Source organism: Treponema sp. UBA3813, from assembly GCA_002368605.1.
In the GTDB taxonomy this organism is placed as follows: domain Bacteria; phylum Spirochaetota; class Spirochaetia; order Treponematales; family Treponemataceae; genus Treponema_D.
Genome location: DFEB01000072.1, coordinates 31687 through 52314, shown reverse-complemented (window position 1 = coordinate 52314; position 20628 = coordinate 31687). Strand labels below are relative to the sequence as shown.

Annotated in this window: 17 protein-coding genes and 1 pseudogene; 15 read left to right on the top strand and 3 right to left on the bottom strand. The window is 45.3% G+C overall.

Features of this window, described 5'->3' with window-relative positions; genetic code table 11:
• Positions 1-19: 19 nt before the first annotated feature.
• Both B2089_RS11005 and B2089_RS11000 read left to right on the top strand, forming a co-directional pair.
• Positions 20-400 carry a hypothetical protein gene (locus tag B2089_RS11005; RefSeq protein WP_296324198.1) on the top strand — a complete coding sequence of 127 codons (381 nt, stop codon included), beginning with the start codon at positions 20-22 and terminating at the stop codon, positions 398-400.
• Between the two features lie 12 nt (positions 401-412).
• Positions 413-1456 carry an SAM-dependent methyltransferase gene (locus tag B2089_RS11000; RefSeq protein ID WP_296324195.1) on the top strand — a complete coding sequence of 348 codons (1044 nt, stop codon included), beginning with the start codon at positions 413-415 and terminating at the stop codon, positions 1454-1456.
• Between the two features lie 8 nt (positions 1457-1464).
• Here B2089_RS11000 and B2089_RS10995 read toward each other — a convergent pair whose 3' ends face one another.
• The gene (locus tag B2089_RS10995) at positions 1465-2373 is read right to left on the bottom strand and encodes a homoserine O-succinyltransferase (protein ID WP_296324192.1); all 909 of its coding nucleotides are present in this window, start codon (positions 2371-2373) and stop codon (positions 1465-1467) included.
• Between the two features lie 85 nt (positions 2374-2458).
• On the opposite strand from B2089_RS10995, the gene B2089_RS10990 reads away from it, so the two are divergent.
• Genes B2089_RS10990 through B2089_RS10975 form a run of 4 tightly spaced genes read left to right on the top strand, consistent with a single transcriptional unit; the run spans position 2459 to position 6643 of the window.
• Positions 2459-3439: an alpha/beta hydrolase fold domain-containing protein gene (locus B2089_RS10990; protein WP_296324190.1), complete on the top strand. Its 981-nt coding sequence runs from the start codon at positions 2459-2461 to the stop codon at positions 3437-3439.
• 16 nt (positions 3440-3455) lie between these two features.
• On the top strand, positions 3456-4964 hold the full coding sequence (locus tag B2089_RS10985) for a peptidase U32 family protein (RefSeq protein WP_296324187.1): 1509 nt from the start codon (positions 3456-3458) through the stop codon (positions 4962-4964).
• 6 nt (positions 4965-4970) lie between these two features.
• On the top strand, positions 4971-5699 hold the full coding sequence (locus B2089_RS10980; RefSeq protein ID WP_296324185.1) for a hypothetical protein: 729 nt from the start codon (positions 4971-4973) through the stop codon (positions 5697-5699).
• A complete protein-coding gene (locus B2089_RS10975; RefSeq protein ID WP_296324181.1) occupies positions 5696-6643 on the top strand; it encodes a metallophosphoesterase family protein in 948 nt (315 codons plus the stop codon). Before B2089_RS10980 ends, B2089_RS10975 begins: the two co-directional genes overlap by 4 nt.
• Before the next feature lie 26 nt (positions 6644-6669).
• On the opposite strand, the gene B2089_RS10970 is transcribed toward B2089_RS10975, so the two are convergent.
• Complete coding sequence (locus tag B2089_RS10970; protein WP_296324178.1) at positions 6670-8478, bottom strand: RelA/SpoT family protein; 1809 nt, start codon at positions 8476-8478, stop codon at positions 6670-6672.
• Between the two features lie 187 nt (positions 8479-8665).
• Between B2089_RS10970 and aroA the strand changes: the two genes are divergently transcribed.
• The 4 genes from aroA to B2089_RS10950 all read left to right on the top strand — a co-directional run bounded on the left by aroA (position 8666) and on the right by B2089_RS10950 (position 13582).
• Positions 8666-10066, top strand: coding sequence for a 3-phosphoshikimate 1-carboxyvinyltransferase (gene aroA, locus B2089_RS10965; RefSeq protein ID WP_296324175.1), 1401 nt, complete (start codon positions 8666-8668; stop codon positions 10064-10066).
• 4 nt (positions 10067-10070) lie between these two features.
• Positions 10071-11756: a formate--tetrahydrofolate ligase gene (locus B2089_RS10960; RefSeq protein WP_296324173.1), complete on the top strand. Its 1686-nt coding sequence runs from the start codon at positions 10071-10073 to the stop codon at positions 11754-11756.
• Positions 11756-12571 (top strand): hypothetical protein, encoded by an 816-nt coding sequence (locus tag B2089_RS10955; protein WP_296324170.1) that lies wholly within the window; start codon positions 11756-11758, stop codon positions 12569-12571. The genes B2089_RS10960 and B2089_RS10955 overlap by 1 nt, the downstream gene beginning before the upstream one ends.
• 66 nt (positions 12572-12637) lie before the next feature.
• Positions 12638-13582, top strand: a complete 945-nt coding sequence (locus B2089_RS10950; RefSeq protein WP_296324167.1) for an ABC transporter substrate-binding protein — start codon at positions 12638-12640, stop codon at positions 13580-13582.
• A gap of 21 nt (positions 13583-13603) precedes the next feature.
• Here B2089_RS10950 and ybaK read toward each other — a convergent pair whose 3' ends face one another.
• Positions 13604-14092 carry a Cys-tRNA(Pro) deacylase gene (gene ybaK / locus B2089_RS10945; protein ID WP_296324164.1) on the bottom strand — a complete coding sequence of 163 codons (489 nt, stop codon included), beginning with the start codon at positions 14090-14092 and terminating at the stop codon, positions 13604-13606.
• Positions 14093-14176: 84 nt separating this feature from the next.
• Between ybaK and B2089_RS10940 the strand changes: the two genes are divergently transcribed.
• From B2089_RS10940 to gpmI, 5 genes and pseudogenes are all read left to right on the top strand, one after another.
• The gene (locus tag B2089_RS10940; RefSeq protein WP_296324161.1) at positions 14177-14740 is read left to right on the top strand and encodes a hypothetical protein; all 564 of its coding nucleotides are present in this window, start codon (positions 14177-14179) and stop codon (positions 14738-14740) included.
• A complete protein-coding gene (locus B2089_RS10935; RefSeq protein ID WP_296324160.1) occupies positions 14737-16098 on the top strand; it encodes an MATE family efflux transporter in 1362 nt (453 codons plus the stop codon). Before B2089_RS10940 ends, B2089_RS10935 begins: the two co-directional genes overlap by 4 nt.
• Positions 16099-16103: 5 nt before the next feature.
• The gene (locus B2089_RS10930) at positions 16104-17753 is read left to right on the top strand and encodes a diguanylate cyclase domain-containing protein (protein WP_296324157.1); all 1650 of its coding nucleotides are present in this window, start codon (positions 16104-16106) and stop codon (positions 17751-17753) included.
• 105 nt (positions 17754-17858) lie between these two features.
• Positions 17859-19169, top strand: a complete 1311-nt coding sequence (gene pelA, locus B2089_RS10925) for a pectate lyase (protein WP_296324155.1) — start codon at positions 17859-17861, stop codon at positions 19167-19169.
• An 18-nt stretch (positions 19170-19187) separates the two neighbouring features.
• Positions 19188-20628, top strand: a pseudogene (gene gpmI / locus B2089_RS10920) (2,3-bisphosphoglycerate-independent phosphoglycerate mutase); the annotation flags it as partial.

Genomic DNA, 20628 nt, shown 5'->3' with positions numbered 1-20628 from the left:
TTTTCTCCATAATTAAGGCATGAAGAACAACAGGATAGCAGAGCGTTTTGATGATTTTGCCCGAATAGAATGTGCGGAACTTTGTATTGTGTACGGCGCTCTCACTGATATCAGTAAATCTGGCTTCAAGGCGGAATTCAATGCCCCATGCGAGGTTGATGTCGAAAAAGAATATACCGTGCTGCTCCGGCTTTCCAGAATCAGTGCGGAGCCTTTGGAACTTACGGTTCGCCCAATATGGAGTAAATTTATCGACGGAAAGACTTTAATTGGATTTTCAATCTTGCACTCAAAAGATACGGCCCGACTTGATCAGTATATCAAAATGCTCAAGGCAGACAAAAAATCCGAAGACGAAACAAGTAATTTGTCTTACGACCCTGAATCACTTTTTATTTAAGCGAGAAACGGCATGGCTCAAATCGAAAAATTGTCGGGAATTGCTTTCCTTGCTTTCCCTGAAATGAAAAATCTACTCACGGCAGAACTTGCCGGGCGGTTTGACTATGGAAAAATCGTTGAGTCTGCAACTGTGGACGGATTGTCTTTCACACCTTTCGGTACTTCTTCCTGGTACGGGGATTTGCTTTATTGTCCTGATTTTAAGCATGAAATCTTCGAGAATGTCGGAAATGAGCTTCCGTATTTTGCCAGCACTTGCATGATTGAGCCTTTTATCCTTCGCTTTGAGTCAATCGGTGAGGCGGCTTCAGCCCTTAAAGAAATTCAACGGAACTGGGCTCCCTATCAGTATCAGCTTTTCCGCAGGGCAAGTTTGATTCAGGAAAAACTTCCTTACATCAATTTAAAGACCAGAAAATTTCCCGTGAATATTCCAAATTCTCCAATGGGCTTGTACACTCTGCTTGATGACAAGACAATGCTGGCCTCAGCCCTTACAAATTCCCCACTCCCGGCGGGAAGAATTCAGTTTGAGGAAGATCATGAAAATCCTCCCAGCAGGGCATATTTAAAGATTCAGGAAAGCCTTTCCTTGTTCCGTGCATTTTTCGGCGTGGATTTTCCCAAAGAGGGCGAAAAGTGCTTTGAGGCAGGTGCTTGCCCTGGCGGCTGGACTTGGGTTTTGCGTCAGCTGGGCGCGGATGTGCTTGCCGTAGACCGGGCTGAACTTGCCCCAAGTCTAATGGAGGATGAGCATGTTCATTTTATGGCCCACGATGCCTTTACTTTAAAACCAGAGGAAGTCTGCTCTCTTCTCGAATGCGAAAAAATCGACTGGCTTTTAAGCGATGTAATCTGCTACCCGGCCAGACTTTTGCAGTGGATAAAACTTTGGCTTGACGCTGACAGGGCAAAAAACATTATCTGCACGATTAAAATGCAGGGAGCGATTGACTGGCCACTCATTGCCGAATTCGCGAAAATCCCCAGTTCAAGAATAGTCCACCTCAATTACAACAAGCATGAGCTGACTATTTTGATTCATAACGAATAATTTGCAATCTATACAAGATTGTAGGGCGTTTCCTGATAGACATAATAGTTGAGCCAGTTAGAATAAAAGAGATGGGCCGTGCTTCGCCAGGAATTATGAGGCTTCTGCTCGCTGTCGTTGTTTGGAAAATAGTTTTGCGGCAAGTCTATCGGAAGATTTTTGTTTTTATCCCGCCAGTATTCGTGAGAAAGTGTGTCGGTGTCGTATTCCAAATGCCCCATCATAAAGATTGAGCGGTTATCTTTTGATTTTGAAAGAGTGACTTCGCCTTCGGTGTTTTGGGCGAGAATAATCAAATCTTTTTCGTTTTCAATCAGCTTGCGGTCAACCGTGGTGTGGCGGCTGGTAGGAACCGGGAATTCATCGTCAAAGCCCCGCATGAGAGGGTCTGATTTGACCGCCCTTTTGTTGGGTAAAATTCCGAAGAGCTTTTTGGGAAGGGGAGTTTTTTGGATTCCGTAATTGTAGTAAAGGCCGGCCTGCGCTCCCCAGCAAATGTAAAGGGTAGAGAAGACATTTTCTTTTGCGTAGGCCATGATACGGCAGAGTTCGTCCCAGTAATCCACTTGCTCAAAGGGAAGCAGCTCCACTGGAGCGCCCGTGATAATCATGCCGTCGTATTTGTGCTTAAAGAGTTCGCTTGAAGGGATGTAGAATTTTTCGAGATGCTCCTCGCTCACATGGGTAGATTCGTGCTCTTCCATGCGCACCAGGGAAATGTCGATTTGAAGAGGCGTGTTTCCCAAAAGACGGAGCAACTGGGTTTCGGTGGCTTCTTTTGTGGGCATGAGGTTTACGATTGCGATTTTGAGAGGGCGGATGTCCTGAGTGGCGGCCCGCTTTTCGGTCATAACGAAGATGTTTTCGTTTTCGAGAGTTGTTCGGGCTGGTAAATCTGATTGAATCTTTATTGGCATATTTCCCCCATACGGAAAATCACAATTACTTAGAATATTTCGCATAGTGTAGCAAGTTTTTCGTTTTTTTACTATACTTTTTGGCATGAGTAGTGATAGAAGAGCTGCGCTTAAAAAATTAAAGAATATGTATCTTTCTCCAAAGATTGACTTGAATGATTTCCGCTTGCGCATGGATGATGTTTTTTCATCAGTCTTTTTACCGAACAATGTCGAATATGAAGAGACTTCTTACCGGACGATAAAGTGTGATTGTATTTCTCCTGTTATGTTTTCATCAAACCGAGTATTGCTTTATGTTCACGGAGGCAGTTTCGTTGCTGGTAGCAGAGCGGCTTACCGTCCTTTTGTCGCCGCATTGGCTAACGCTACGGCAAGCAAGGCTTATCTCCCAGAGTTTCGTCTTGCTCCGGCTCATCCCTTTCCAGCTGCTCTTGAAGATGTTCAGCATGTTTTTCAGTCGGTTTTTGTTGAAACAGAGACGGCTCTTTCTCTTTCGGCTCAAGGGGAGGGATTTGCAAAAACTCCAGAGATTATAATCATGGCCGACACGAGTGGTGCTTCGATTGCCCTTGCATTATTGTTCAGCTTAAACGGAAAGTATCGTGAGTCAATTCGGCAAGTTGTCCTTTTTTCACCATGGCTTGATTTTTCAGAGAATAACGATATGTTCACGAGCAAAAAAGTGAGCGATGAAATCTTTACGGCGGAGTCTGTAAGACTTGCAAGTGAGCATTATACCCACGCAGAGAATTGGTCTAATCCACTGGTTTCGCCACTCAAAGCTACAAGGGATTTGCTTCTCGATTTTCCGCCAGTTTTCATTCAAATGGGTGAAAAAGAAATTTTTTATGATGATGCGGTTATGTTTCAGTCTATGTTGCGGAATGCAGGCCGAAAGTGCGAACTTGATATTTGGAAGAATATGATGCCACTCTTTCAGATGGTTGATGAAGAGTTGAGTGAGGCACACCTTGCAGTTGAGAAAATCGGCAAGCTGATTACAGAAAAAGATCACTCCCACGAGAGCGTGCGCGAGATTCAGCTTGAGCTGGAAAGAAATTAAGAAAGAGGAGATTACTATGGAATTGGTTTGCCCTGCTGGAAATATCGATAAACTCTCTTACGCCTACGCTTACGGTGCTGACACGGCCTACATCGGTCTCAAAAGATTTTCCCTCCGTATCAAGGCCGACAATTTTTATGAGGACGAGTATAAGCGGGTTATTGAGCTCAAAAAGAAATATCCTCAGAAGAGGCTTTTCTGTGCCCTTAACATTGCCTTTCACAATCACGACCTTAAAATGTTCCTGCAGAATCTGGACTACTTCAAGCTCTATCCTATTGATGCGTTTATCGTGCAGGATTTGGGCTTGGTTCCAATTTTGCAGAAAGAATTTCCCGGAACTCACCTCCATCTTTCAACCCAGGCTTCCTGCATGAACAAAGAGGCTGTCAAAATGTATCATTCTCTGGGCTTCAAGCGGGTAGTTCTCGGTCGCGAGGTTTCCCTTGACGAAATCCGTGAGATTAAAGACGCCTGCCCCGAAATGGAACTGGAGTGTTTCGCCCACGGAGCCATGTGCATCGCTTATTCTGGCCGCTGTCTTATGAGCGCTTACCTTACGGGGCGGAGCGCACAGAGCGGATTCTGCTCTCACTCATGCCGGTGGGAATATGATTTGGGAACAATTAAGAATGAGGAATTGGCAATTAGGAATGAAAAGGGCGGGGTAATAACGGCAGAGGCCGCCAAGGAAATCGCCCAGTCGGGAATTTTGCGCCTGCAGGAGCGGCAGAGACCGGGAGAGTTTTTCCCGGTTTTTGAGGGCGATGATTTTACGGCAATCCTTTCTTCAAAAGACCTGTGCATGATTGACCACCTGGCCGACATGAAAGCCGCCGGAGTTGACGCAATCAAAGTCGAGGGCCGCATGAAATCTACCTATTATGTGGCAATGGTTTCCCGTGCCTACCGAAAGGCTTTGGACGCCCTCGAAGGAAAAATCTCCGCCGAGGAAGCCGCTCCCTTTATCGCTTCCCTTGAGGATGTGGCTCACCGGGAGGCAACGACTGGCTTCTATTACAACCGCGGCGACGCTGACAAAACCACGATTGGTGCCAGCGATTCACCATACTTGCTTGCCGCCGCAATCGGCTCTCCTTACACTGGCGAAGAAACCGAAAAAATCTTTGCCGCAGGTCAAAAACTCCTCTCTGACCGGGAGGCAGAGCTTAGCGCAATGCATCCAAGCGCCCGTGCCGCCGTTGAGCGGGATTTGGAGCAGCATCCAGAAAAGAAAATCAAAATTGCCGAAAAGCACGAGGGCTGGAAGGTCTATCCTTACGATGCCCTTAACCGGGTGGACTCAGGCACGGAGCTTGAATTTGTCTCTCCGTCGGTGCTTTCCCAGAAAGTCACTGGCTCGGAATACGAATTCATCAATCCCAAGACTGGCGAAAAACTGGATTGGGTAAACGCCGACCACGACTGCGCCATTTACACTGGTGTCAAAATCGAAGAGAACACCCTTGTGCGCACGAAAGACGAGGAATTTGTGGAAGGAGAAATACGCAACAGAGGCCGCTAGTAAATAATGAAAAAGATTCTTTTTATTCTTACTTGTGTTTTCGCTTTTTCTCATTTAGGTGCGGAGTCTCCTCAAAACACGATAAAAAAATTCGTTGAATTCGATATGTCCTCTTCAACAACTAGAGGTATAGAACGGGAGCAGCGTTTGTATTCTGGTCAGGCAGGCCTTAATTCCCGCTGGTTTGATTGTGTTGCAGGAATTCAAAATTATGAAGATGTTTTTGATTTTACGATTGCCGGAACGGCATGGCTTCCTTGCGTAAACTGGGATTTTGAGACGGCTCGGATTGTCCTGGGATGCGGTGCCTTATATCATTTTCAGCGGTTCAGGAATGTCAGCTCTGAGCATGATTATATGTTTTCATCAAATTTTTCATATCGCAGTGATTCAGGCTTTTCAATTACTTTTTGGGGCGGTTATTGCGGAAAGTCTACCCAAATCGACGCTCTTAAAGAATATGTTCCGTTCATCCATGACCATTATCCTTATGCTGGAATAATAATCGATAAAGTCTTTTCTAACGGATTTGAAATTTATTTCAGACATTCCACCCATGACTTTTATCGTTATCCTGTTTTTTGTTCTCCAAGCTATTCTCTTGGTGCTGCAATCAATCTGGAATCAGGACTTCGTTTTGGAGGTGACGCTTCAATTCGTATTATTGATGGTTACACAACGGCTCCCTATGTTGACAGCCTTATTTTGCGTATGACGGCGAGGTTTACATTTTGACAAAGCACTCTTGTAAACGATTTTTTTTAATTTTCTCAGCTTTGCTTGCGCTTTTGTGTTTGTTCGGAATAGCTTCATGTAATTACGGCTTTTTCTGGGGCTTGTTTGGTGAGGAAAATGTCGATGACCGCTCTTCTTCTCTTAGTTCATTGGAATCCCAAAAGCCAGATTTTTCCACTCAAAAACCAGAAGTTTCTGGTAATGTTTACAGTGGCCTTGTGATTACGGATTTGCATTACGGGGCAGGCTGGGGAGAAGATAATGAGCGGGATTTCCTAAACTGGCTGGAGCAGCGTTTTGAAAGCGGTGATGCCGAGAAAATTCCGCGTTTTATAGTGAATCTTGGTGACACGGCTGACGGTGGACATCGCAGTGAATTCAAAGATTATGTGGAATTTGAAAATAAAATAAAGGCTTTGGCCGTGAAATGCACCGTCGTTCAGAAAGCAGATGATTATAAAATTTACTCAATCTTAGGAAACCACGACCTTTACAATAATGGCGTTGAGTCTTATGAGGATTTGTGTTATCCCTACATTTCAAGCTATTATTTTAATATCAGTCTTTCTGGCTCTGGATTTGGATTTTATTTTTTGGATACGGCAAACGGAACTATGGGAACGAGCCAGCTTGAAGATTTTAAGAATAAGATTTCATCGGATTCTCGTCCGAAAATCATATTCACGCATTATCCGATTTATGCGGGAGCTGGAAAATATTTGCTCATGCGTCTCCAGAATACTCTTGAAAGAAATATGCTTCTTTCTTATTTTGCAAAATACAATGTAAAGCAAGTGTATGAAGGGCACATCCATGCCCGCACTTGGTTCGACTTTACGAAATTTCGGGAAGATGTCATTCAGTCATTTCGTTATGGGGCGGCAGCGGTCTTCACTGTAAACGAAAGCAAGGGCACTGTCTCAACGGAAATCATAGAGTTTTAACTTCCGCGCAAATTGTGCATTATGCATTATTTCTTTTCCCACTCAACTTCCAACATGCGGTTTTCGATGTTTTCAATCCTCTGGAAGGTGAGGCAGGTGGCTTTGTGCACTTTTAGCCCTCGCTTGGTCATGTAGGCCACGATTGGGTCTCCCACGGAAGGATTGCAGCAGCCGGCCAGAGTGTAAGTGACATTTTTCGTGTTCTCCACGATGATTTTTCCTGTGTAGCGGCTTTTTTCGGCAAGTTCCGGGTTCATTCCCTTTGACGAGCGGTGCTTGCGTTTTTCTTCCTGAATTGCCCGGCTTCTCTCGTTCTGGGCGTCCAAATCCTTTGCCCTTTGCTCTGCGGCGGCCTTGTCTTCAAAAGTGGGGTCATTTGCTAAAAGCCAGGAATGAATTTTCTGCCGGGCCTTACTGGTCTTTACGATTTTAAGCTGGTTTTCGGTGGGATGCGCCTGAGGATTCGTGATGATTTCGATAATCTGAGTGTTCTGCAATGGAGCCGTAATGGGAATGATTTTTCCGTCTGCTTTTGCACCGACGATTTTTTCCCCGACGCCAGAGTGAACCCGATAGGCAAAGTCGATGGCGCAGCTTCCCTGAGGCAGCTGGATTACATCACCCTTTGGAGTGAAGACATAAATCTCGTCACCCAAAAGCTCGCCCTTAAGCTCGGAGAAAAAAGTCTCGTTGCTCAGGTCTTCTTTTTTGAGATTTTGCAGCTGATTGAAAATTCCCAGTGAGGCCACATCAACCTTGTCGTGGTTCATGCCCTTTTTGTAGAGCCAGTGGGAAGCAACTCCGTGCTCAGCCATATTGTGCATGTCACGGGTACGGATTTGAATTTCCAGGGGCTTTCCCTCACAGACCACGGTGGTATGAAGAGACTGATAGCCGTTGGATTTTGGCATGGCGATATAATCTTTAAAGCGGCCATCCATTGGCTTCCAGAGACCGTGAACGATTCCAATCAGCGTGTAACATTCGGCGTTTGTCTCGCAAATGACGCGGAGGGCCAGTAAATCATAGAGGGAAGATGCGGGCACATTTCTTTTCTGCATCTTTTTGTAAATTGAATAAAAATGCTTGGCCCGGCTGGAAATCTGCACGCTGATTCCCAGTTTTTCCGCAGACTTGTAGATTGCGTTCACGGCTTTTTCAAGATAGGCCGCCCTCTCATCCTTTTTCTGGGCGACGATTGCCTTAATCTGCTGAAAGACATCGGGATTTGAGTATTTGAGACTCAAATCTTCAAGCTCGGACTTTACGCTCTGCATACCAAGCCTGTCCGCCAGTGGTGCCCAAATATCGATTACCTCGCTTGCAACGAGCCTCTGCTTTTTTTCGTCGATTGATTTTAAATTTCTCATGCGGTCAAGGCGGTCAGCCAGTTTTACGAGTATGACCCGCACATCGTCAATCATGGCGAAGAGCATTTTTCGGATTGCGTCAGCCTGCTGAATGGTGGAGGCGTTGATTTTCATTCCGGTGATTTTGGAAGTATCCCTCACGATTTTAAAAACCGTCTCGCCAAACTGAGATTTAACTTCTTCTTCGGAAACTCCATCAACTTCAAAAATGGCGTGGAGCAGACCGCAAATCACGCAGTCCATGTCCAGTTTGCCCTGGGCAAGAATGGCCGCGACTCGCATAGGGTGGAGAATGTAGGGAAGACCACAGGCGCGGGAAATCCCCTCTGTTTTTGTGCAGAGAAAATCCCATGCTTTCGTAAAAAGCGCCTTGTCTTCCTCTGAGAATGAATCAAAAGTCTTAAAAAAAGTTTCTAAGAGAATCTTAGGGTCTGTCTCGCTATTGTTAGTCGCAATATCAATCATAAATCTCCCATACCCGTTAATCCGGTTTCCCAAACGCTTATAATAAAATATCACAAATCCTAGTAATTGGGTAGGGGAAAAGGCTTTTATATTTAATTTTACTGGAGCTTTGTTCAACAGATTTTCCCTTCCTTTTCTTCAAAAGTTCTACTATTATCAAAGCCCAAAATATGCTACACTTTCTTCTATGAACATCATCGCTTCAAGGTCAAATCTTTCGGGTTCAATTACCGTTCCCGGCTCAAAGTCTCATACAATCCGTGCCCTTTTACTTGCCACGCTGGCAGAGGGCACTTCCCACATAAAAAATCCTCTTCCCAGCGCAGACTGTCTTTCAACGGCGGCTGCCGTCCCCCTCATGGGCTCAGAGGTGGACTTAAATCTTCTGGCAGAGGGCGAGCCTGGAACCGAATGGACTGTTTACGGAGCCGGCAAAAATCTTCACCTTCCCGATGATGTGGTGAATGTGGGTGATTCTGGCTCGCTTTTGTATTTTCTCACGCCGGTCGCAGCCTGCTTTGAGGGCACTTCGGTCTTTACAGGAGACGCCAGCATCCGAAAACGCCCCGTCCTCCATGTTGTGGATGCCTTGAACCAGCTTGGCGCAAAATCTTTTGTCACCCGTCCCAATGCTAACGCTTGCCCGCTGGTTATTACAGGCTCAATCAAAAAAGGCGGAATCGTCAAAACTCCGGGGGAAATTTCCAGCCAGTACATTTCAGGCCTTATGATGGCAGGAATTCTCACGGAGGGGCCAATCAAAATCGAACTTTCAAATCCAAAGGAAACGCCTTACCTCACCATGACTCAAAAATGGCTTGAAAAGGTGGGAGTCTCATGCTCAATTTCCGGGGATTTTAAGCATATTGAAGTTACTCCGAATCAGAATCTCAAAGGCTTCGACGCGACCATTCCCAGCGACTGGGAGGGCGTGGCTTTTCCTCTGATTGCCTCTCTTGTCTCAGACAGCAAAATCACCATCGAGAATGTGGATTCCAGCGGCACTCAGGGAGACGACGCGATTGTTTCTATATTACAGTCTCTGGGCGCGGATATTGTCTGGGATAAAAAGGCCGAAAAACTTTTTGTCGCTGGCGGAAAGTGTTCAAAGGATGGAATAGGCCGCCTGTCAACCGAAAATCTTCCCAATGGCGAGCTTCATATAAATATTTCAGGCTTTCCCGATGCGGTATGCGCCCTTGCGGCCCTCGCCTGCTTTGTGGAAGGAAAAGTCGTTATTGAAGACGCAGCCGTTTGCCGACGAAAAGAAACCGACCGCCTCAAAGTGCTTACAATCGAGCTTTCAAAACTGGGAGCTTCAATCGAAGAAAGGGAAGACAGCCTGATTATTCACGGACACTCTCCCTTCCTCAAAGACGGCTCTCCCAATCCCTGCTTCAAACTTCACGGCGCAATCTGCGAAAGCTACGACGATCACCGCATGGCAATGTCCCTGGCATCAATCGCCCTGGGCTTGCCAAAAGACGAAAGAATCATCATAAATAATGCGGAGTGCTGCGCTGTCAGTTTCCCCCATTTCTACGAAGTGATGAACAAAATAAACGCAAACTTTAGAGAAGAGGAGTAGCCCTATGCTTACAGACATTGAGATTTCACAGCAGAACAAAATGATTCCAATCGTCGATGTGGCGAAAAAAATCGGAATCACCGAAGACAATCTTGAGCTTTACGGTAAATACAAGGCAAAAATCACCATGGAAGAGCTTCGCCGTCTGCAAAAGAAAGCCTCTGATCCGCGGGGGCGGGGTAAGCTCATTCTCACTACGGCGGTCACTCCAACCCCTGCCGGCGAAGGAAAGTCAACTGTCTCTATCGCTTTGGGAGACGGACTCAATAAAATCGGCAAAAAGGCAGTTATCGCCCTCCGTGAGCCTTCTCTCGGCCCCTGCTTTGGCGTAAAAGGAGGAGCCTGTGGCGGCGGATATGCCCAAATCGTTCCAATGGAAGACATTAACCTGCACTTTACCGGCGACATTCACGCAATCTCCATCGCAAACAATTTGATTGCAGCTCTTATCGATAACCACATCAAGCAGGGAAATCAGCTGGGAATCGACCCACGCACAATCACCTGGAAACGCTGTGTTGACTTAAATGATCGCGAGCTTCGCAATATCGTCGTTGGCATGGGCGGTGTGGCCGACGGAATGCCCCGTGAAGACCACTTCTGCATTACTGTGGCCAGCGAACTTATGGCAATCATCTGTCTTTCTTCTTCAATTTCTGACCTCAAAAGACGGGTGGATTCAATCACAATCGGAAAGACATTTGATAAGCGACCGGTAAAATTCGGCGAGCTTAAATGTACCGGTGCAATTGCCGTTCTTCTCAAAGACGCAATTAAGCCGAACCTTGTTCAGACCCTTGAAGAAAATCCTGTTTTCGTTCACGGCGGGCCTTTCGCAAACATAGCTCAGGGCACGAACTCAGTGAACGCAACTCTTTCTGCCCTTGCCACCGGCGATTATGTTGTCACAGAGGCAGGTTTTGCCGCTGACTTAGGGGCTGAAAAATTCATGGACATCAAATGCCGGGCTGCAGGAATTTCTCCCAGCGTTGTCGTTATCGTTGCCACAGTCCGTGCCCTCAAAATGCACGGCGGCATGGCAAAAGCCGACCTCTCAACTCCAAGCATTGCCGCTCTTCAGGCAGGATTTGAAAACCTTGCCGTTCACATCGAAAATATCGCAAAGTTCGGCGTTCCTTCTGTGGTGGCAATCAACCGTTTTGTCACCGACACCGAAGAAGAAATTTCCCTGCTCAAAGAACTCTGCGCGAAAAAAGGCGCGAAAGCAGTTCTCTGTGAAGGCTGGGGCAAAGGTGGCGAGGGAGCGACAGAACTTGCAAAAGTCGTTGCGGATGTGGCTGATTCAAATCAAGCAAATTTCCACTACCTCTATCAGGCAAATCTTTCATTCGCTGACAAAATCCGCACTCTTGCAAAAGAAATTTATCGCGCCAAGGATGTGGAATTTGCCCCGAATGTGCTTAAAAAATTACGGGAATTTGAGGAGCAGGGATATAAGGACTTGCCGGTCTGCGTGGCAAAAACCCAGAATTCAATCAGCCATGATCCAAAACTCATGGGTGCGCCAAAAGACTATGTTTTCCCAATACGGGATGTACAGCTTTATTCGGGAGCAGGTTTTGTTGTCGCCCTCGCGGGAGAAATCATGACTATGCCGGGCTTGCCAAAATTGCCGGCCGCCCTTAACATTGACATTGACGACGACGGTCACATTTCGGGGTTATTTTAATGTTCGGATTTTACTTTAAAAAGAATTTCGCTGATGGCTGGGACAATTTTTTCTTCCTCGTGCTGTCTAACGCAATTACGATTCTCCTGCTTGTCGGCTCTTACTTTGCCCTCAAAGCGGCGGATTCCTTTGGGCCTTATGCAGTCTTGTTGGCATTCATTCTATGCACTGCTATTCTTTCGCTTTCTCTCTTCGCATGGGGAGCTAATGCGGCCAAAATAGCGGATTTCCGTGCTCCGTCATTCGGGCTCTTCTTCTCAGCACTCAAGAATGTTTGGAAAATCGCTCTTGCATTTGGCATTTTAATTTCTGTAGTGCTTATCCTCGTCCGTTTTGCCGTGGCCTACTATCTCGCTATGTATTTTAATGACGGAAGTTTGCTGGGACTTATCATTACAGCAGCCCTTGGCTGGTTTGTCTTTGTTTCAGCAATAGCCCTTCAATATTTCATTCCTCTTTATTTCTTGCAGGAAAATAACGGATTCAAAAAATGCCTTAAAAAATCTTTCCTTATCTTCTATGATAATGTTGGTTTTTCAATCGAGCTTTTTTTCGTAAATCTCCTGCTTTTTATTCTTTCCTGCGTCACTTTTATGATTATTCCGGGGCTTAACGGAATCCTGCTTTCTTCAACGAATGCCCTCCGTCTCCGCCTTTATAAATACGACTGGATTGAAAAAATGAGCGAGACCGACCCGGATTTTGAAAAGAACCGGGACAAGCGAAACGAAGTTCCCTGGGACGAGCTTTTGGCCGAAGATAAAGAATCCCTTGGTCCCCGCAAACTCAGTTCCTTCCTATTTCCCTGGAAATAGCATACTTGAAACTCGTGTTTTTTCACGATAGACTTTATATATTCATTAAAATACATGGAGAAAAAAATGAAAAAACTTCTTTCTGTTGCTGCTGCCCTCCTTGCAGGCGCACTTCTTCTTACTTCTTGTAACGAGAAAAACGGCAAAATCAAAATCGGCGTAATTCAGCTTGTTGAGCATCCTGCCCTCGACAAAAGCTATCAGGGCTTCGTTGACGGACTTGCAGAGGCTGGCTACAAAAATGGCGAGAATATCGTTATTGACTACCAGAATGCACAGGGTGAACAGGCAAATTGCGTTACAATCGCCAACAAATTCGTAAACGACAAAGATGACCTTATCTTCGCAATTGCAACTCCGGCTGCTCAGGCTGTTGCAAACCTCACAAAAGATATTCCTATTCTCGTAACTGCTGTTACAGATCCTGAGTCTGCAAAACTTGTAAAATCAAACAAAAAGCCTGAGACAAATGTTTCCGGCACATCAGACCTCACACCAGTTGCAGCCCAGATTGAGCTTCTTAAAAAAATTCTTCCGAACGCAAAAAAAGTTGGTCTTCTTTACTGCTCAAGCGAAGCAAATTCAATTTTCCAGATTGACATCGCAAAAAAAGCATGTGAAGCAAACGGTCTTGAATATGTTGAAGGCTCAGTTTCTAACTCAAACGAAATCCAGCAGGTTACCCAGAGCCTGGTTGGCAAAGTTGACGCATTCTATGTCCCAACCGACAACATGCTGGCAGCCGGTATGGCTAATGTGGCAATGGTCGCAAACGAGGCAAAACTTCCAGTTATCTGCGGTGAGGACGGCATGGTCGTTTCTGGTGGTTTGGCTACTTACGGCATAAACTACTACGAACTCGGAAAGCTTACTGGCAAACAGGCTGTAAAAGTCCTCAAAGACGGAGCAAAACCAGCTGAAATGCCAATTGAATATCTTGAAAAATTCGATTTTACCTATAACAAAGACACGGCCGCAAAAATCGGAATCACAATTCCTGAGAATCTCTAATTTCAGTTAAGTTTTATAGACTTAACCTTCAAGAATCAAATCAACTGTCTCGGCGGAGCAGGCTTTTACCAAATCTGCCGGGGCAATCACAATTTGTTCCCCACGGACTCCCGCGCTTACATAAATCTTTTCGTGCTGTAATGCTGACTGGTCAATAAAAGTGGGGAATTTCTTTTTCATTCCCAAAGGCGAGCAACCACCTCGGATATAGCCTGTGAGGGCCAGCAATTCTTCCGGCTTTACGGGATTTATTTCTCTTGCGCCGCAAGCGTTCCTTGCTTTTTTTAAGTTGATTTCATGCTCCGCGCTCTGGCAGAAAACGAAAATCTGCTTAGACTCGCTTCGCATTACGATTGTCTTAAAGCAGGCCGCGGGATTTATTCCAAGTTTTTCGGCAATTCCGCTGGCCGCCCCCCTGGAAAGTTCGTGCTCTCCGTCATCATCATAAGAAAGGGTCTCGTATTTTATCTTTAATCCGTCAAGAATTCGCATTGCGTTCGTTTTTTTCATTTTATTTTCCTCGTGAATGTGATATATTAAAGCACAGATTCAAAAAAGAAACCACAGATTTTAGGATTGGGGAGTGATTTTTACATGGCACAAAACATTCAAGATGTACTCAGTTCTTTTTCTCAAAGATTAAGCCGTTTCAATAAATCTTCTCAGACAGAACGCACCCTTCCTCCTTCAAAAGATTCTTACTATGAGGAAAAATTGCGGGAGCGGGGGGAGCGGCTTCGTACTTCGGTGGTCTCAACTTACAAAATATTCCGCGCTCCCTTTGAGGCTCTGGGCGAGCAGAGTGACCGGGCGGCATCCCTGGACAAAGACGAGCAGAATCTTCTCAAGGCCTACAATCTTTACAAATCCTGCATGGACATCGACAAGGAAAATCAGGATGAAATCGGCGCGACTCACATTAAAAGCGTGGAACTTTACTCGCCTCTTGCGGACAAGGCCAGCTACACCACTGGCGGCCAGTTTGTTTATCTTCTCTGCTGGCTTTTTTTCGAGCAGAATTGTCAGGAATTCTTACCTTTTTTTAAGGACATCGATAATCATTTTGTGCTATGCTTTTCTCGTACAGATGGTTTCCAGTTCGCGGATTCTCACGAAAAGGAAATATTCGAGCTTGTTAAGTCGGAGTTTTATTCATGACAAAAGATTTGACGAGCGGTCATCCGCTTAAAATTATTCTCAGCTTTGCGCTCCCGGTTTTTTTCGGCTATCTTTTCCAGCAGTTTTACAATCTTGTAGACACAATCATCGTAGGTCAGTTCCTCGGTGTTGACGCTCTTGCCGCCGTGGGTGCTACGGGCAGCCTCAATTTTATGATTATCGGATTCTGCATGGGAATTTGCTCTGGTTTTGCGATTCCTGTCGCACAGAGGTTCGGTGCCGGCGATTACACTGCCATGCGACAGTTCATCTTCAACTCATGGATTCTTGTTCTCTTTTTTTCTGTTGTCCTTACGACTTTCACCGTTATTTTCTGCCGGCCTATGCTGGTGGCCCTGAAAACACCCCAGAACATTCTGGATATGTCTTGTTCATATTTCGAGATTATCCTTGCGGGCATTCCCGTCGTTTTTTTCTATAACATCCTCTCCGGAATTATCCGCTCGGTTGGTGACTCAAAGACCCCTCTTTATTTCCTTTTGATTTCAGCCGTAATGAACATAGCCCTTGATTTGCTTTTTATTGCTGTCTTCAGGCTCGGAATTCCCGGGGCTGCCTATGCCACCGTCATCTCAACTCTTTTTTCAGGGGTGCTCTGCTTCTTCTACATGAAGGTCAAATTCGAGATTCTTCGCCTGCAAAAAGCGGACAAAGTTCCCTCAACAAAAAAAATGAAGACCCTGCTTGGAATCGGTGTGCCTATGGGCCTGCAGTATTCAATCACGGCAATCGGAAGTGTAATTCTTCAGAGTGCGGTCAATGTGCTTGGCTCTGTTTATGTCGCTTCGATGGTCACTGCGCAAAAAATCAGCATTTTCTTCTCAACGCCTTTTGACGCTCTGGGAACTACGATGGCAACTTACGGCGGCCAGCATGTCGGGGCCAAAAAAATCGAACGCCTTAATCCCGGCCTTTTCTGGGGCTGCATGGTCGGCTTCGCATGGTCGCTTGTGGCTCTCGTGATTCTCTTCTTCTTCAGCGACAAGCTTTCAGCTTTCTTTATCAGCAAGAATGAAAGTGCTGATACCACGGCCTTTGTAATCGTGCATGTTTTCTACTTCCTCATGGCCAACGGAGTCACTTACTGGCTTCTGGTTCTCGTAAACTGCGTGCGATTTATGATTCAGGGCATGGGATTTTCCCGCCTGGCCATTCTTGCGGGCGTTTTTGAGCTGGTTGGTCGGGGCGTAATCGGCCTTGTCTTTGTTCCGCTTTTTGGTTTTACCGGGGCCTGTCTTGCAAGTCCTCTTGCATGGGTGCTTGCGGACTCTTTTCTTATTCCTGCCTACTTTGCTTGCAGAAAAAAACTTGTTACAATGTTTGGGAAAGGCGAATAAGAGTCATGAAATCCATCAAGACAAAAATCTTTACCATTGTTCTTACAGGAATTATCGCATCATCAGTCATCATCGGTAGTTTCGGTGTCTTTTGGTCTAGTACGGCGATTCGTAATGAGTCTTCGCAAATTCTTGATTTGATGGCGCAAGTTCAAACCGACGGCCTCAATTCTATGTTTTCGGAGGTGGAGCAGTCGTCAATCGTTCTTTCCCATTATGTCAGTGAAAATCTGGATGACTTTTCTATTTTCCAGAATGAGGATCGATTTTCCCGTTATATAGGCAAACTGGAGGATATCGCTTTTTATCTGGCTAATTGTACGAATGCTGCCCTGGCTGTTTATGTTCGCTTTGCTCCTGAACTCACCGATGAAGTAGCCAGCATTTTGTGGATTCGGCGGCATGGTGTTTTTGAGCAGGATTCTCTCTGTGATTTTCCAATTTATGAATCAGATTTTGACAACAGCTGGTATTATCGTGCCCGAAAATACGGCATAGGAGTTTGGACAAAACCTTACTATAACGAGGACATAAAAGAATATGTTGTTTCTTATGGTATTCCTGTCTATAAAAACGGTAAATTTTTCGCAGTTGTGGGAATGGATATTGATTTTGACAGTATTGCCTCAGTCGTAAATTCAATTTCGGTTTATAAAACAGGCTATGCTTTCCTTACGGATGAGGCCTTTGTCGTCACTTATCACCGATCTATTCCATCTGGTACTCGTATTGTTGAAGAAACTTCTGATTTTAAGCAACTCAATCTGGGGCTTGCCAACGCGGATTTTTATGAATACATTTTCAAAGAAAAAAAATTCCGTATGACTTATAAAAATCTGGTGAACGGAATGCGCCTTGTAGTCAGTGTTCCCACTTCAGAGATTGATAGCGAGCGAACTCGTCTTATTTTTATGACCCTTGCGGCTGTTTTCCTCATCGTTCTTGTTCTTTCTCTTATTACACTTTGGGTGTCACGACGGCTGACTCAGCCACTTAAAGAACTTGCGAATTCAACGAGCCATATCATCGCTGGAAATTATGATGTAAAATTCACTCATAAAACCAATGATGAAATCGGTGATTTGATGGATACCTTCATCTTCATGGCGAAGTCTCTCAAAATTCAGTTCGAATATATCAATTCTCTCGTCTACTACGATTCTATGACAGGTGTAAAGAACAAAAGAGCCTTTATCGATGAGCGAAATGAAATCAACCGGAAAATTCTTTCTGCAAAAGATAATGGCGAAAATTTTGAATTCGGGGTAATTGTCTTTGATGTTAATAACCTTAAATTTATGAATGACAATTTTGGTCACAAAGAAGGCGATGCCCTGATTAAGAATGCCTGCACGCTTATCACTCAAATTTTCTCAGAAAGTCCGGTATTCAGAATCGGTGGAGATGAATTCGTCTCTGTCATTACAGGGAAAGATTTTGAAAATCGCGCTGAGCTGCTTACAAAATTCCGTAGTGAAATGGACTATATGAAAGCAAATAGGTCAAATCCCAGTGAGCAACTTTCAATCGCCAGTGGAATTGCAGTTTATGATGTCCAAAAAGATGCGGAATTTCAGACTGTTTTCGAGCGCGCCGACGAAGAAATGTACAAGACAAAAGTTGCCATGAAGGGCGGAATCTCAAATATCAGGTGATTAAGGAAGTGCTGATTAACACTTGCCGCGCTAAATCTGTGCTTCCCGCAAGTTTACGAAAATCTACGGTAGATTATTTTTCAATTTTGCGGTAAATTCTTTTCTATGAATTTTTCACGGCGCAATTTTTTTCTTATCGGCATTTCCTTTGCTTTGCTGACCTTTTCATTTTCATGCTCGTCAGACAACAGTTCTCCGGCAGAAAAAAAACTTTCAGCTGATGAAGAATTCTCAAAAAAAGTTTCAGGACACTACAGCGAAATCAGCATAAAAGATTTTGCCGACGGCTTTAACCATGCGCGCTATCTCTATCCGAATTCAATTCCGCCATGGGAACTTTACGAGACTGACCAAATTCTGGGTCTTGCAGAAAATATGCTCTATCACCAGAATCCTGATGGCGGCTGGGCAAAAAATCTTGATTTACAGCGAAAATACACTTTGACCGAGCTGGAGGCCATTCAGAAAAAAAACGAGTCGGTTCCGCCGGTTACCTACAAAAAACAGACATCAAAAGACGGAAGCACAATCGACAACGGAAACATTTTTTCGCAGATAAAATATCTTGTTCAGGTTTACAGGCAGGTTCCTGATTCACGCTACATTGACTGTGCAGTTCGTGCCCTTCAATGGATTTTAAATGCACAGCACCCCCTGTCGGGCGGTTTTACGGGGGCTGATGTATACGCAATTACCTACAATGATGATGTGATGTCACAGACTATCCGTATTCTTCGGGATATTTCACGGGATGACAAAACTTACGGAGTTTTTCCCAAAAAAATGCGGGAGAATGCAGAAATCGCCTACCAGAAAGGAATTGACTGCATCCTCAAAACACAGATTACCATTACCCTAAGCGACGGCTCTAAAATTCTGACGGCCTGGGGGCAGCAGCACAGCCACGAGACATTGGAGCCGCTTTGGGCGAGGGAATTTGAGCCTCCGTCAATCTGTACAAGCGAATCTGCAAAAATAGTCAATCTTTTAATCGAAGACCAGGAGCCTTCAGAAGAAATAAAAAAAGCGATTACAGCTGCATGCGAATGGTTTGACAGTGATGATGTTCGCATAAAAGGAAAGGAAATCATCAAAAAGCCCCATGAAGCAGTCGTTTTGAACAATCACCATTATGATTTTGAGAAGATTATGGTGGATGATAAAAATGCACTTGACTTGTGGGCTCGTTTTTACGCGCTGGATTCTTCTTTTGATCTTGTAACCGGAGCCAGAAAAGCGATTCAAGGCACATATCCGCCTGTCAATTCACCGGTCTGGTGTGACAGGGGATGCAAATACTGTCCTTCCTTCAACGACCTGTCAATGGAAAGGCGAAACGGCTACGCTTACACGGTTAGAAGTCCTGCTTCCACCCTTGAAAAATACAGGGTCTGGAAAACAAAATTTGGTAATTAATTTTTATAGGAGTAATATATGGCAGATACAATGCACGCATTGGAAAAAAATCCTAATTGGAAAGGTCGCCGAGGTCCTGTAGTTCTGGTGATTATGGACGGCGTCGGATATGGAAAATACGAAGAGGGAGACGCAGTTAAGGCTTCAAAAATGAAGTATCTGGACTGGTTCACCGCAAATTGCCCTCATACTAAACTCAAGGCTCACGGAACGGCAGTTGGCCTTCCTTCTGACGATGATATGGGTAACAGCGAGGTCGGTCACAACGCAATGGGCTGCGGCCGCGTTTTCGCTCAGGGCGCAAAATTGGTAGGCGAGTCGATCGCCAACGGCTCAATGTTTGCCGCTGACACATGGAAAAAACTCGTCAAAAATGTAAATGAAAAGAATAGCACTTTGCATTTCATCGGCTTGGTTTCTGACGGAAACGTTCACTCTCACATTGACCACTTGAAGGCAATGATTACTCAGGCTTCAAAAGAGGGGGTGAAAAAGCTCCGCGTTCACGCATTGCTTGACGGCCGCGACGTTGACCCCACATCAGCTCTTAATTACATCACTCCTCTTGAAGAATTCCTTGCTGGATTTGCAGGAGTGGACTACCAGATTGCCTCTGGCGGCGGACGAATGTTTATGACCATGGACCGCTACAACGCAGACTGGAGCATGGTAGAGCGGGGCTGGAAGGCTCATGTTTTAGGCGAAGGACGCAAATTCGAGTCAGCTACAAAAGCAATCGAAACTTACCGCGCAGAAATTCCTGGAATCCTTGACCAGGACATGCACGAATTCGTAATCGAAAAAGACGGAAAACCTGTTGGTACAATCGAAGACGGCGACTCTGTAATTTACTTTAACTTCCGCGGCGACCGCGCTTTGGAGATGACAAGAGCCTTTGAGACACCAAAAGGCGGAGATTTGCCATTTGACCGTGTCCGTGTTCCTGCCGTTGAATATGCCGGCATGATGGAATACGACGGCGACGCTCATGTTCCTGCCCAGTATCTTGTTAATCCGCCAAGCATCGACCGCACAATGGGCGAGTATCTCACAAAAACAGGCGTAAAGCTCCTTGCAATTTCTGAAACACAGAAGTACGGTCATGTTACATACTTCTTCAACGGTAACAAGCAGGGAAAATTCGATGAAAAACTTGAAGACTACATCGAAGTTCCTTCTGATGTGGTTCCTTTTGAACAGCGCCCATGGATGAAGTGTGCCGAAATCACTGACAAGGTAATCGAGGCAATCAAGAGCGGAAAATACGACCACATCCGCCTTAACTACCCCAACGGAGATATGGTCGGACACACAGGCGTTTTCAACGCAGTCGTTTGTTCTATGGAAGGAATGGACTTGCAGCTTGGCCGCTTAAAGGCCGCAATCGATGAGGCTGGCGGCATTCTCTGTCTTACCGCTGACCACGGAAACTCTGACGACATGTACGAGCACGCAAAAG

Coding starts and splice junctions, on each gene's coding strand:
- pelA (WP_296324155.1), top strand. CDS start 17,859: ATGAATTTTTCACGGCGCAATTTTTTTCTTATCGGCATTTCCTTTGCT.
- B2089_RS10985 (WP_296324187.1), top strand. CDS start 3,456: ATGGAATTGGTTTGCCCTGCTGGAAATATCGATAAACTCTCTTACGCC.
- B2089_RS10980 (WP_296324185.1), top strand. CDS start 4,971: ATGAAAAAGATTCTTTTTATTCTTACTTGTGTTTTCGCTTTTTCTCAT.
- B2089_RS10935 (WP_296324160.1), top strand. CDS start 14,737: ATGACAAAAGATTTGACGAGCGGTCATCCGCTTAAAATTATTCTCAGC.
- B2089_RS10960 (WP_296324173.1), top strand. CDS start 10,071: ATGCTTACAGACATTGAGATTTCACAGCAGAACAAAATGATTCCAATC.
- B2089_RS10990 (WP_296324190.1), top strand. CDS start 2,459: ATGAGTAGTGATAGAAGAGCTGCGCTTAAAAAATTAAAGAATATGTAT.
- B2089_RS10955 (WP_296324170.1), top strand. CDS start 11,756: ATGTTCGGATTTTACTTTAAAAAGAATTTCGCTGATGGCTGGGACAAT.
- B2089_RS10940 (WP_296324161.1), top strand. CDS start 14,177: ATGGCACAAAACATTCAAGATGTACTCAGTTCTTTTTCTCAAAGATTA.
- B2089_RS11005 (WP_296324198.1), top strand. CDS start 20: ATGAAGAACAACAGGATAGCAGAGCGTTTTGATGATTTTGCCCGAATA.
- B2089_RS11000 (WP_296324195.1), top strand. CDS start 413: ATGGCTCAAATCGAAAAATTGTCGGGAATTGCTTTCCTTGCTTTCCCT.
- B2089_RS10970 (WP_296324178.1), bottom strand. CDS start 8,478: ATGATTGATATTGCGACTAACAATAGCGAGACAGACCCTAAGATTCTC.
- B2089_RS10950 (WP_296324167.1), top strand. CDS start 12,638: ATGAAAAAACTTCTTTCTGTTGCTGCTGCCCTCCTTGCAGGCGCACTT.
- B2089_RS10930 (WP_296324157.1), top strand. CDS start 16,104: ATGAAATCCATCAAGACAAAAATCTTTACCATTGTTCTTACAGGAATT.
- B2089_RS10995 (WP_296324192.1), bottom strand. CDS start 2,373: ATGCCAATAAAGATTCAATCAGATTTACCAGCCCGAACAACTCTCGAA.
- ybaK (WP_296324164.1), bottom strand. CDS start 14,092: ATGAAAAAAACGAACGCAATGCGAATTCTTGACGGATTAAAGATAAAA.
- aroA (WP_296324175.1), top strand. CDS start 8,666: ATGAACATCATCGCTTCAAGGTCAAATCTTTCGGGTTCAATTACCGTT.